The 12,926-nt window shown below is 43.4% G+C and carries 11 protein-coding genes; 4 read left to right on the plus strand and 7 right to left on the minus strand.

From position 1 onward, the window contains the following. Positions 1-34: 34 nt before the first annotated feature. A complete protein-coding gene (locus tag NKI27_RS19000) occupies positions 35-3,622 on the minus strand; it encodes a response regulator (RefSeq protein WP_265047587.1) in 3,588 nt (1,195 codons plus the stop codon). 328 nt (positions 3,623-3,950) lie between these two features. Between NKI27_RS19000 and NKI27_RS19005 the strand changes: the two genes are divergently transcribed. Beyond that, positions 3,951-5,048: a hypothetical protein gene (locus tag NKI27_RS19005; RefSeq protein ID WP_265047588.1), complete on the plus strand. Its 1,098-nt coding sequence runs from the start codon at positions 3,951-3,953 to the stop codon at positions 5,046-5,048. Between the two features lie 223 nt (positions 5,049-5,271). Further along, a complete protein-coding gene (locus NKI27_RS19010) occupies positions 5,272-5,616 on the plus strand; it encodes a hypothetical protein (RefSeq protein WP_265047589.1) in 345 nt (114 codons plus the stop codon). Positions 5,617-5,669: 53 nt separating this feature from the next. Here the strand turns inward: NKI27_RS19010 and NKI27_RS19015 are convergent, their stop codons facing one another. Next, positions 5,670-6,959 carry a serine hydrolase domain-containing protein gene (locus NKI27_RS19015; RefSeq protein WP_265047590.1) on the minus strand — a complete coding sequence of 430 codons (1,290 nt, stop codon included), beginning with the start codon at positions 6,957-6,959 and terminating at the stop codon, positions 5,670-5,672. Positions 6,960-7,398: 439 nt separating this feature from the next. On the opposite strand from NKI27_RS19015, the gene NKI27_RS19020 reads away from it, so the two are divergent. Further along, entirely contained in the window at positions 7,399-7,977 is a 579-nt protein-coding gene (locus NKI27_RS19020; RefSeq protein ID WP_265047591.1) for a hypothetical protein, read from the plus strand. 12 nt (positions 7,978-7,989) lie between these two features. Here NKI27_RS19020 and NKI27_RS19025 read toward each other — a convergent pair whose 3' ends face one another. The 5 genes from NKI27_RS19025 to NKI27_RS19045 form a co-directional block, all read right to left on the minus strand. Further along, positions 7,990-8,934, minus strand: a complete 945-nt coding sequence (locus NKI27_RS19025) for a sensor domain-containing diguanylate cyclase (RefSeq protein ID WP_265047592.1) — start codon at positions 8,932-8,934, stop codon at positions 7,990-7,992. A gap of 96 nt (positions 8,935-9,030) precedes the next feature. Then, positions 9,031-9,993, minus strand: a complete 963-nt coding sequence (cyoE, locus tag NKI27_RS19030; RefSeq protein WP_265047593.1) for a heme o synthase — start codon at positions 9,991-9,993, stop codon at positions 9,031-9,033. Then, positions 9,990-11,141: a COX15/CtaA family protein gene (locus tag NKI27_RS19035; RefSeq protein ID WP_265047594.1), complete on the minus strand. Its 1,152-nt coding sequence runs from the start codon at positions 11,139-11,141 to the stop codon at positions 9,990-9,992. The genes cyoE and NKI27_RS19035 overlap by 4 nt, the downstream gene beginning before the upstream one ends. A gap of 56 nt (positions 11,142-11,197) precedes the next feature. Beyond that, on the minus strand, positions 11,198-11,908 hold the full coding sequence (locus NKI27_RS19040; RefSeq protein WP_265047595.1) for a hypothetical protein: 711 nt from the start codon (positions 11,906-11,908) through the stop codon (positions 11,198-11,200). Beyond that, the gene (locus NKI27_RS19045; RefSeq protein WP_265047596.1) at positions 11,898-12,623 is read right to left on the minus strand and encodes an SURF1 family protein; all 726 of its coding nucleotides are present in this window, start codon (positions 12,621-12,623) and stop codon (positions 11,898-11,900) included. The genes NKI27_RS19040 and NKI27_RS19045 overlap by 11 nt, the downstream gene beginning before the upstream one ends. A gap of 93 nt (positions 12,624-12,716) precedes the next feature. On the opposite strand from NKI27_RS19045, the gene NKI27_RS19050 reads away from it, so the two are divergent. Beyond that, on the plus strand, positions 12,717-12,926 hold the full coding sequence (locus NKI27_RS19050) for a twin transmembrane helix small protein (RefSeq protein WP_265047597.1): 210 nt from the start codon (positions 12,717-12,719) through the stop codon (positions 12,924-12,926).

The raw sequence follows: 12,926 nt of genomic DNA on the forward strand, positions 1-12,926 counted from the left end.
CCTTGACGATATTCTGCGGGTCTAACATTCGTTATCAGCTAAATTTTGTTATTGATAGAGTCGCTTCTTCGACTAGCGCATCAAATAGACCCTGTATATTCTCATTTTCACCCTGTTTGATCGCCGTTTCGAGGCGACTCGCTCTTTCGGTCAGCTCAGGGAACCCTAAAGAGCCCGCAGTACCTTTTATTTGATGTGATTGACTACGGAGCTCATCCCAATTTTTCTGGCTAAATGCAGCAATCATCGCCTCAACCCTTTGAGGAACGCCTTTTACAAAATGCTCAACAATCGGCCTCAGATCTGGGTCTTGCCAAGGGTGCTCGTCGGGTGAAGCTGCATTAACTGCAGATGCAATAGGCAAGTACTGACTCAACATCTGGTACAAGTTCGCTATCTTAACGGGTTTTTCGACAACACCATTACAGCCGGCATTTTTCATTTGTAACAATTCATCTGCCTCATCACTAGCGGTAAATGCCAAAATGGGGCGGTTAAACCCTGTTTGACGTAACAGCGCGACCGCTTCTGGACCACTCATCTCTGGCATATGTTGGTCCATCAAGATAACATCAACGGTCTCTTTCATCGCTTTACTCACCGCTTCTCGTCCATTTTCGGCAATGATTATTGTCACGCCTAGCTTGGTTAAATAACGCGTCATCAGCAGACAGTTATCCGCGTTATCTTCTGCCAACAACACACGCCCCGACAGTGGCTGCATCTTACTCATAGCAGCTTTATCAGGTATATCTAGCGGTGATGTCTCTGCCTCGTCACTATGCTCAAGATACCGACTCAGCATTTTATAAAACGGACTTTTTTCAACCGGCTTAGCCATCACTTCATTACAGCCCGCCTCTTTGTATTCGGCAATATCCTCAGCCATCACATTTGCGGTTAATGCGATAATCGGGGTGTTGATACCCGCTTCTCTTAAGGCTTTCGTGGCGTCTCGCCCATCCATTACCGGCATCTGAATATCCATCAGAATCAGATCAAAACATTGCCCGTTTCGGGTGCCGGCTTCAAGCGCCTCTGCACCGTTTGTAACTAATGTTAGCGATGCGCCTGTTCGGCTGACCAGTTGCTTAATTAAACGGCGATTGACTTCATTATCTTCGGCGTATAAAACCTCCCCTTGTAAACAGGGTGTAGTGGTCACTTCAAGCTTAGTACGCTGATTATGTAGTTCGCTGCGATCACGAACAAAGCGAACATTTTTTAGTGGGCCTGTCGCAATGGTCACTTCAAATTGACTCCCTTCACCATATACACTCGAGGCGCTAATGGTGCCCCCCAACATTTCAGCAAGTCGGCGGGATATACTTAAACCGAGGCCTGTACCACCGTATTGCCGAGCGACCGAAGGCGAGGCCTGAGCAAACGGGTCAAACAGTTTTTCAAGCTGCTCCTGTTTAACCCCTATACCCGTATCAAGCACATTAATATACAGCTTTTCAGCGATAGGTTCACAACGCACCATCAACGAAACACTGCCTTGGTCGGTAAATTTGAGTGCGTTAGAGCAAAGGTTAATCAGTATTTGTTTTAAGCGCGTGGGGTCTGTTTGAATTTCAGAAGGCAGTGGGAAGTCGTATTTCAGATTAAAACTAATATTCTTTTCAGCTGCCTTGGCATCAAAATAGGTTTTTATCTCACTCAATAACGTTAATAGATTAACATTCATCACTTCAGTATCGAGTTTATCTGCATCGATTTTTGAGTGGTCTAGAATATCGTTAATAAGTTGAAGTAAGTGCTTTCCGCTACGTACCACTACCTCAGATGACTCTTGCCGTTCTTCGTCGGATAACGTCTCATCTAATAAGCTCTCGCCATATCCAATAATCGCGGTGAGCGGAGTCCGTATTTCATGGCTCATATTCGCTAAGAACTGGCTTTTCGCTGCAGCCGAGGCTTCTGCTACTTCTGTTTCAAGTCGTGCCTGCTCACTGCCTCGCTCGACTCGCTCTCGTTCAATACGCTCAGTAATATCAACAAACGTACCCTCTAGATGCTGAGGGATGCTTTTGTGATTATAAATCACCCTTACCGTTGATGTGGCCCAACACTCTTGGCCGTTTCGTCCATTATAACGCGCTGTCATTTCATAAACTTCATGACCCTCTTCAATAGCGCTTACCACAGTATTAAAATCTTCCTCCCTCGGGTAACAAATACTAATAGCATCCCTAACGTTTTTGATCATTTTCTGAGGAGAGCTATACCCTAACATGCTAGCCATTGCAGGGTTTACATCAATAAATCGTCGATTTAGAGATATTTGAAAAATACCCTCCACAGCATTATCAAATAGCGCTCGGTATCGCTTCATGTTATCCAGTGCTTGTCGGTTAGCCAACACTGCGTCACGCTGAGCAACCTTCAAGCGATCACCCAATGCAAATGAAATAAGTACTAACTGGCAAACAATACCAAGATGAGGGGAGTTACCCGTTATAAAGTTATAGGGGATATAGCCGGTCACCGTGAGAGCATAAATAGCGACTCCGCCAAAATTCAATATCCATGCAACAAAGTAAAAGCGTGCGGCTGCATTGCCTCTCATCATCACCGTATAAGCGATCCAAGCCATTAAAATGGCATATAGCAAAGTACAAAATACGGCCCATTGAATACCTGTTGTAAGGTCGGTATAGGCCGTAATAGTCATCGATATAACGACAATACCGATAAACATTTTTATAACAAAATCTAGCCCTGGTTCTTTCTCTTTAGTATCAAGAAAAGAGCGAGCCATTAGCAGCGCAAAAAACCATGATGCCCAAATATAGAAAGCCAGATACTTTTTATGAAATACATCAGGAATATCGCCAAACAACGATAGCCCATGCACACGCTCAGTCATTAAGAAGACAAGATACGAGGCCATGTATAAAATATAAAACAGGAAACTACGCTCTCTAACCGATATAAACATAAAGAGGTTATAAGCAGTCATAATCAGGATTGCGCCTATAAACGCGCCATATAACAGCTCTTCTACCGCAACATGATCAGTAAACCCTTCAGGTGTATAAATTGATAACGGTAAATGAATCGAGAAGTCATTCTTAATTTTGACATACAACGTTGCCTGCTCACCTTTATTTAAAGAAAAGCGATATACCTGAGTAACATGGTTAACATCACGATCATTTAAAGGGAGGTCATAATGCATTGATTTGTTGATTATTCGTGTCGGTGAATCCGGCTCCCCCACCACTAAATGAAACGCAGAGTACTCTAGCAATGGAAGGTCAAGTTGGTACCACCACTCAACAGAGTCACGGCTACCGGTATAGCGCATAGGAAGCTTTATCCAGAAGGAGGAATCACTATAACCTAGGTTCAATGGTCCCTTTTTAGCCGGCTTAAACTTATTTTTCCAACTTGGTTTAACGACATCATTTAACGTTAGCCCATTGCTTGAGTCCTCAAGAACCCTTACGGCCTCATTGATTTCATACAACAAGCTTTTATCGTTTAATTCTAAGACTTTTTGGGCGGGATAAAGAACCTCGGCTGAAGTTAACGATGGTATTAACCCGCACAATACGATGACCCATCCAAATAAAAATACGGATAGCGGCCACTTTGTTTTTTGAATGCGGTACACTCGTCTAATATCCTTTTTTTGTTATAAAGTAATCACTGAAAATGAATGCTGACAGCTAAAACGAACCTTGTAGACCGACTCTCGCTATTAAAATACATGGCATCCCTGTAACTTTAGACCTTTAACTTCTAATTTGCTCCTGCCACAGACCATATTTATGCATTTTTTTGTTACTTTTTCACACTAAAGTAGCCTCTAAATCGGCATTACGTCACTGATAACAAATACAGCAATTGAAATAACAGTCTCTAATAGCGAAAATAGCGCCTATATTGCCGGTTTTACTATAGTTCTTCGGCACCATTTATGTACTATCAGCAGGATGATAATGAAATATCTACTCATAGCTTCAATCTCTATAGTGTCTCTAGGTTTAGTTGGGTGCGATAAAAAGGAAGCCTTAGGCCATAATGGGCAACCGGTTTGTCTTAACACCGCAGTACCATTTGAACTCCCTCTCCCAACATTTGAAGTATCAGAAAACCTCAGCCGAAGTTCTAGTTGGGACTATTTACAAGCTATTCAGCCAACCGCTAATGCTAGTGCAGAAACACCCGACATAGTGGCCTTGATGGAAAGCAAAATAAAACAGTTTGCAGTATATGAAGGGCCGTCAACTGGGATCATATCTCTCAACAACCCCATCGATACTATGGATCAAGCCGAATCTTCTGAAGATACCGCAGGCAATATCAAAAGTGGTAGAATTCAAATTCAAGGCGCCATTCGTGATAATGTAAGCTGCTCCTATAATAACAAAGCAGCTATCTTGCGTGATGAAAGTAACTCTGACGAAACCACTAACTTCCTTCCTTATATCTTGGATTACAGTTTTATATCTTCAAGTAAGCAACTTTCACGAACCTTTGCCTACTTCAAAGAAGTTAAGAAAACCGTCAATGACGAAGAAGTAACCACCAATGAAGTATTAGCAACAAGTCTAACAGCCCTGAACCCTGATACTTTTTTAACATCGGGTTATAACGAACCTTTGTCATCAGTCATCAGCTGGGGGGACAGTAAAGAATCTTTAAAAATTACTAAAGACTACCAAACCCGAATTGATAGGGCGGAATATGTCTCGGCTACTGACTTTACAGTAACCACTAGCGCCACAGGCACCAACACTGAGATTAATAGACTTAAACTCTCCATCAACTATGGAACAGGAGAAGCAAATGTGTTTATTTCTGACTTTGTGAGTGCAGTTACCTGCAACCCCTCTAACGGTGACACATCATTAATACTAAAAGACCCTAGCCCCCAAGATCTTATAGACAACAACTGTCAAAACCTTGAAGACAGAACCACTTATCGCGACCCAGGTTATGATATAACAGGAGTGGACCCTGACAAGCCTGATTCGGGCACAGCTCCTACTCCTATTGAAACCTATACCGGCACATTTTCAGTAGGCGACCGATAATCTTCTTAGAAGCGGGCATCATGCCCGCTTCTACCTTCCCCGCGCCCCACCAAACAAAGCCAACTTACACAAACCTGCTATGCTTCAAAGATATAAACCTTAACTCGCTGTTCAATTTAAAAAGCACCGATAAAACACCCCTTATTTCGCTTCGCAGTTTCAGTGCGACGGTTTTAACAAGTGTATTTCAATAATTGAGCGGCAAAGGACAGGAAACCAGCCAATGAAACAAGTGACGATAGCCAGTACTATTCAAGAGTTTATGTCGTTTATCGAACTAATGGATGATGCCTATTGGGAAGCCGCCACCTTAGAATCTAAAGACCTTCTGTACGATATTATTAGTATTTTTTCATTAGAAATATCTGAGCTCAATAAGCTTAGTATTCAAGATCACCATTACCCTTATGAAATCATTACCGAAGGCATTCGAAGAGTGATTCCAAAAATAGAACGCTTAGATGAAAAGAAAGAGGATGTTATTCAACGTACTCAAACGTTGATTGATATTAAAGAGGTAATGTCAAACGTGCTTAGTATTCTTGAAGCTCAAACAGGCGGTTCATAAGTATTACGGTCACTCCTGCTAACCCAAAAAACAGTTAGCAGGAGTAAGTTCAACTAAGCAAATGCACTTACTTTTTTTGCATTGGGTATGCGACTACAGTTTTTACCCACCGAATTAACAAACATCACCAAACTCGGAATATGATGACCCACAAATGAGATCCCTGTGGTCAGCATCGAGCAAGAAATATCCCTCGCTTCATCAACCCAGCACATTTTATTAATCAGGCCAATGTGACCATACGCAGAGCCACTCATTGGCCCCCAAATGCCGACAGGATTACCGCCGAGCATCATGCCAGCACTGTAACGCATGGGCACCATCATCGTTCTATCGATTTGCATTGAGCCGTACTCTTGCACTGAACGCTTAATCGTTAACGGGTCACAAATGCGTTTACCACTCCATTCACCACCATTATTCATCATCTGGAAAAATCGAGAAATTTCTTCGGCGGTGGCAGCTAAATTACCCGCAGGAATAACCGCTTCTTGAAAACGAGGGTCATTGATGACCTGCCCGATGGTCTCAGCATCCGCGCCTAATGCACGCTTGACGACCCATGATATTGGAAAGCCAAGCTTCGGCCCCGTCATATAGTTTTCCGCCAACGTAGATAAATCTTTATCTTCAACCCCATACGTAAAGTATTTCATGCCCATTGGCTTGCGGATTTTTTCATCTAGGTATTGTTGAATGTTCTTACCTGTAACGGTTTTAATCACTCGCTCTAAGACATACCCACCAGTAATAGCATGATAGGCAAGGTGGTCTCCATCAACGGATATAGGCTTCGCCTCGCAGAGCAAACGCCATATTTCATCGTTATCCCAGAGCACCTCAATCGGTGTATTCGGTGGAATGCCTGGTATACCGCCTCGATGGGACAGAATTTGGTGAATGGTTATATTTTTCTTGCCGTTTTGGGCAAACTCAGGACAGTAATAACTAACAGGGTCAAGCAAGCTAATACTACCGTCTTCAGCCAAAATATGAACCAATAATGCAGTAACCGCCTTAGAGGCAGAGAAAAGGCAAATAGGTGTGTCAGGGGTCGCAATCGTTTTAGGCGTGTAAGGGGTGTCTAAAGGGCCATTGCCTCGCACATGACCAATAGAACGATTCAATACAATTTCGCCTTTACGCCTTAAACAAAGCTCTATCGCAGGCTGTGTACCCGTTTTGTATAAGTTTATCACCGACTGCCATATGTCATTCACACCGTTCTCAGTCATCCCTACTGACTCAGGAGACACTTCTCGCTTATGGTCAATGGATATAATCGAATTAAGATCACTAGGAACATCGATGGTATTTAGTATTTTTTTTAACGCTTTTTTCATCGGGTCTTTTCTCACTGATTCTAAACACAGGTTGCACACACCTCAGATGGCATAAACACTATTCAGCCATGTCTGTTAGCAACAACCGTCATAACCGCAGTTCAAATAATAACGCCTACAGATACATTAGTTTCTAGGTGCATTAACTTCTAGGTACATTAGTTTCAGAATATCAGGGTTTTTGGGTTTAATCATTAGACTGATTCGTGTTTTTTATAACCCATTATTAAGGAACAATGTCTTCAGTTAGCTTATCCTTGAATCTACACGACTCAGTAGGCGCTATTAGCCCTTGAGATTTGTTGCCAAATTAGAGGGAATAAAATCATCTTGACTAAAAATACCTAAAAAGTTTATAAATGCATTTATAGCAGGCGACAACAAGCTCATTTATGATACTATTCGCACCGATTTTAATATTCACTTCAAGGAAGAAGAGATGCAAGGCGCCAGTGCCCCGATACCCACATCTGAAAAAACCTTTCTCTACCTTTCCGCCGCAAAAAACCATCTAGGCCTTGTCATTACCTTTATCGTGGCACTGTTAATTCCGCTCGGCGGTATTGCGATCGGAATTGCAGGTAACGAAATACTCCTCATACCTATCATCGTTGGCCTACTGTTTTTCATCATCCCTTACTTCATGCTCTCAATGCTTAAGTCGACTATCAAACATGAATATGAAGTCGCTCTTGTGAATCAATTTGGGATTAAAGCAACCGGTATCGTAAGCCATAAATATATAGAGGATACCTCGCATTTTTTTGACAGAACCAAACACTACGGTGAAGATGGTGAAGAAAAATTAGGCGAAACGACCTATTTTATTGAATACAAATATGCTTACGACAAGGCCTATAAATCGGTATTTGATATTAGTAGGAAAGCGCTTTACGAAAGCATAGAGGTTGGCAGTACAGTGCCTATCAAATTGCTGGCTTCAGCACCCTGTAAATCAGCACCAAGAAGAGAAGATTTAGCAGTCGTCCATGGTTTTAACAAAGGCGACTGCCAATAATATTATGACATACTAAGCTACACAATCACTCTCAGCGACAATGATAGTACTCTCTGGGTAAGTAGACGCTTTTAATAACGCCTGTTCAGCCAACTCAATAAGATGGTCTACATGAAACCCCTCTTCTGGAATTTTAGTGGCAACACCAATACAGCCATATAATCTCGCTTCTATAGGGGTATTTTGTGCAAGCTCACCATCCACGACATCATTGAGTTTTGCTGCCATGTTTTCTGCTTCTTCCCAAGCCATCCCCGTTGAAATGACAATAAACCGCTCGTCATCATACTTTGCGACTAAATCAATCCCTCGACGAAAGACTTGCCGCAATGCGTCAGCCGTATTAGCCATCAACCTGTTCGAATTATCTAACCCCCGTGACGCTTTAAAGCCTGCTAGGTTCGATATGCCTATCAAAAAAACCGAGAGAGGGCGCCGTTCTCTTAGCATTGCCAACCATTCACGTTCAGCAACCTCTTCAAAATAACTTCGGTTATACAAGGAGGTTATGCTGTCGTAGCTTGATACTTTAGCCTCTACATCACTTTTCTCGAACTTTATTTCAGACGCCATTAACGCCTCTACCGCTTCAACTCTTTCGCCGACATCTCGACAAGAACCGATAAAATATCGTTTCTTTTCGCCATTATATTCAAAAGGGCCACCGCTAATTTCTAGCCATTTTTGGGACCCATCTTTGCAAATAGCACTGAGGGTCACTTGTACACGCGAACCTTCCCCTAGCGCTTGCCGAAAAGCTTTTGCCGCGGTAGGTCTCGTTTTAGTACCCAATAGAAAACGAGATCCTTTACCAATAAGGTCTGATTCGCTAAAGCCCGTCATTAGCTGAAATGCTTTATTCGTATAGATAATTTGATTTTTGGGTGAAATAGCATCAGTAATCACAATGCCATCACGACACCCGGCTAATGCAGCCATTAAAAGTTGTGTATCCAAGAGGAAATGTCCAATCTATCGTAAAAAGCCCATTCTAGCGGTTTCATTGAGAAATAGAATGGACTTATATCATTTCACTAGCATATTAAGTGATTGCTAAGTTCCAATGTAAGCCACTAGATAATGATCAACTAAAAGCGCTAAGAACAACAGCATCAAATACGTAATGGAGTATTTAAATGTATTAATCGCCGCATGAGGCCGTACGTTTCTGATCATCACTACAGCCCAATAGATAAACCGTAAACCTAACGCTAATGCAGCCCCCAAATAAAGATAACCGCTCATACCGGTGATAAACGGAAACAAGCTAATTGCCAGAAGAATTAAGGTGTACAGCAAAATTTGAACTTTGGTATAGGCCTCCCCGTGCGTCACTGGCAACATGGGGATATCAGCCTTAGCATATTCCGCTTTTCGGTGTATCGCTAATGCCCAAAAATGTGGTGGCGTCCAAGCAAATATAATCAGTACCAACAACAAGCTATTGGGCTCAACAACACCGGTAACAGAGGTCCAGCCCAACAAAGGAGGTGCCGCACCGGCTAAACCACCAATGACAATATTTTGAGGAGTCGCGCGCTTTAAAAATAACGTATAAACAACGGCATAACCTATTAATGAAGCAAACGTGAGCCATGCAGTTAATGCATTAATCTGCGTGATTAATAAGGCCATACCCGATACGCCTAGTATGGTTGAAAATAATAACGCGTGGGTCACATCTACATTACCTTTGGCTAATGGCCTATTGCGAGTACGAGACATGATAGGATCTATTTTTCGATCGACAATATGGTTAATCGCCGCAGCCGATGCAGCCATAAGCGCAATACCTAAATTTCCGAACAGCATTACCTTCCAGTGAGGAAACGTCGGGCTAGCCAACATCATGCCGATAACAGAAGTAAGAATCATCAGAGCCACTACGTTGGGCTTACATAATTCTAGATAACTTCGCCAACTTGCCTTTACCCTATCATCATTAGAAGCCATGGTTTTTGAGCTATAGGCTGTTGGTTGAGTGGGCTGAGCCAAAGACTCTGGAATTGCTTTCATGAGGTCACCTCTGCGTTTTTCGCAAATTGTGGTGCTTTTGTTTTTGTTATATTTAGATAAGTTTGACCTAGCTCAGCCTGATGCGCATCACTCTGATACGCGCCATAAAGCTTAAAATTTAAGTACACGAGACTGAGTAGCAGCACCGCGCCACCCGCGTTATGCGCAACTGCGACAGGTAAAGGAATAAGCCAAAGTACATTAATAATGCCTAGACTAACCTGCACCGTTAGTGCCGCTAATACCAATAAAATCGCCATTTTAGCGGGTCGAGCTGAACGACCCCATAACCGCCATGACATCAAAACAAGGTAAACGGTGAGCAACAACGCACCGACCCGATGAACCATTTGAATCGCAACGCGTGATTCGCCGTCCATCAATCCCCCCAAGTAATTAGGGCCAATTGACTGAAACAGATTAAAGCCTGCCTGTAAGTTCATTTCGGGCCACCATGCCCCCTGACACGTTGGGAAATCAGGACACGCGACGGCGGCATAATTAGAAGCCGTCCACGCCCCCAAAAACACCTGTATAACGACCAATACTAGACCGGTTACGGCCCAAGGTGAAAACCGCATTTGTTTGACAAAAGACCGATCAATACTTGGGCTTTGATTAGACTGATTCAACACCCGCAACGTTAACAAGAACAATAATGAAAGCGTTGCAAACCCGCCCAACAAATGGCCTGACACGACTTGCGGCCAGAGCTTTAACGTGACCGTCCACATACCAAACAGTCCTTGGCATATTACCAACAACACCAAAAATAGTGGCAGTTTTAAGGGCGGCCGCTGGCTGGTTTGATGCTCGCGATGCTCTTTTTGAAAGCGCCTAAAATAACGCACGCAGAGCACCGCTTGTATCACTATCAATAACCCCAGCCCACTCGCAAAGTAACGGTGTATCATTTCTGGCCAGCCTTTATGAGCTTCAACGGGAGACTCAGGAAAACGCGCTTCGGCTACTTTTACATCATCTACATGTTCGGGCACGGTTAGAAATCCATAACAACCGGGCCAATCTGGACAGCCAAGCCCGGCATCTTTAAGCCTTGTGTATGCCCCCAACGCCACCACAATAGCCGCTAACAGCGTAGTAATCACTGCCATTCGCCTGATAGTGGTTGTCATTCCCTTTTCCATTTCAACACCTTATTCACTGCGAGCTTTTTACTATGTTCTTTATTTCGCTATAAGACTTAGCCAATATTTGACAATTTCAATAACCGCTTCATGTCTTTTAAGATCTCTTTGCCATGGCGATCGGCTTCGTATCTCAAAATCACATTACCGAGTGGATCAACAACCCAAATACTCCAGTTATCAATGGTTTCCCCATTCATTTTGTCGGTATTAGCATTCGCCACTCGCCCTGCAGAAAACCGTTGTAACGTTTCAGTGTTTACCGAAGCCAACGCCAACATAGGGTATTGCGGGGCAATCACTTTCGAGAGTGAATTGATATCATCACTACTCGCTAGCACTCTCGTCACGCGCTCAGATTCTTTTCCTAGCGCAATATTAACTTGCCGCACGGTATAAAGGGCTTTCTGACAAGCTTCACTGCAATCCTGATTACCTGTCACTAATAAAACCCACTTGCTTTCAGTGGCGTCTTTATCAGCATCAGCCGAGAGTAAATCCCACTTCAATGGTCGAGCGCCGGGCTCATCCAGTGAAAAATGCTGTTCCAATGGCGCGCCTTGCGAGTCGATGGCTTGTAACTCCGCAATATGAATAGGCGGCCATATCAGCTCGCCATTATTGGTTGAACCTGAAGGTACCCCCCAACCAGCAAAATACATCGAGGTCGCGGCCGCCATCGGCACAAACACAATGGAAAACAAGCCTAAGAGTTTAAGTCGATTGATGCGGATCGTTTTGCGGGTCAGATTTGTCTCAACTGTCATGGGTTTTTTCAACCTCTGTTGTATTGTTTTTTTTAATCGCTATGGCTGTCATGACCACTAGCACAAACGCCAGCGAAAACCATTGAACCGCATAGCCAAAATGTTTGTCAGATGACATTATTGATACGCGCCAACCGGTTTTTAATGCGCCAGGCTGTTCATCATCAATCAGCCGCAGCGTAAATGGATAGATATCTTGCTTTAGCTCTGCCATAAGACCTGTCATATCGAGCGCCTGAATACGCTTTGGCCACTGCAGGGTTGTGGGGTTATCAGCCAGCGTGAAGGCTTGAGTATTTTTGTAATAGACGGAGCCGGTAATCTCCACATCGCCTAATACGGGCTCAATATCCGGCCACTGATCCCGGTAAAGAGGTGCTTTAACCCACCCCCGATTTACCCACACCGCCTGACCATTATCTGTTCTGAACAAGTTAATCACTTCGTAACCCACATGTCCGTTGCGCGTTCGATTATCGAGCAGTAGATAGACCTTGCGATCAAATCGTCCTCTCGTATCGACGTTCTTATAATTCCACTGTTCTGCCGCTGCGGAGTCATGCCAGTCAACAGTATTGAGGTCTGTTAGCTCTATATGTTGCTCTTGGCGACCTTCTGCCTGCTGCTTAATAAGCGCTTTTTTTTCATCTCCACGGTTGAGTTGCCATACCCCTAACCCCACTAATAGCGGCGTCATCAATAGCGCAAAGATCATCAGCCCTAATGTTCCTTTTGTGCATCTATTCCTTCTTACCATTAATTTACAACTATACTGAGATAACACTGATTACGACTAGGCCAATACAAAATGCTTAAGATCCTTATTGTGGTACTGTTATTTGCGATTATCATCAGCCTCTTCAGTGGGCTTGTCTTTCTTGTAAAAGATGACGGAAAGTCCACTCGAACCGTTAATGCGCTAACCGTTCGGGTGACACTATCCGTATTACTATTGGCATTGCTGGTTTATGCGGTCTTGAGCGGGCAACTTCCTATAAACCCGTCACCCATCAGGTAA

Origin of the sequence: Alkalimarinus alittae (genome assembly GCF_026016465.1) — a bacterium.
GTDB classification, from domain to species: Bacteria; Pseudomonadota; Gammaproteobacteria; order Pseudomonadales; family Oleiphilaceae; genus Alkalimarinus; species Alkalimarinus alittae.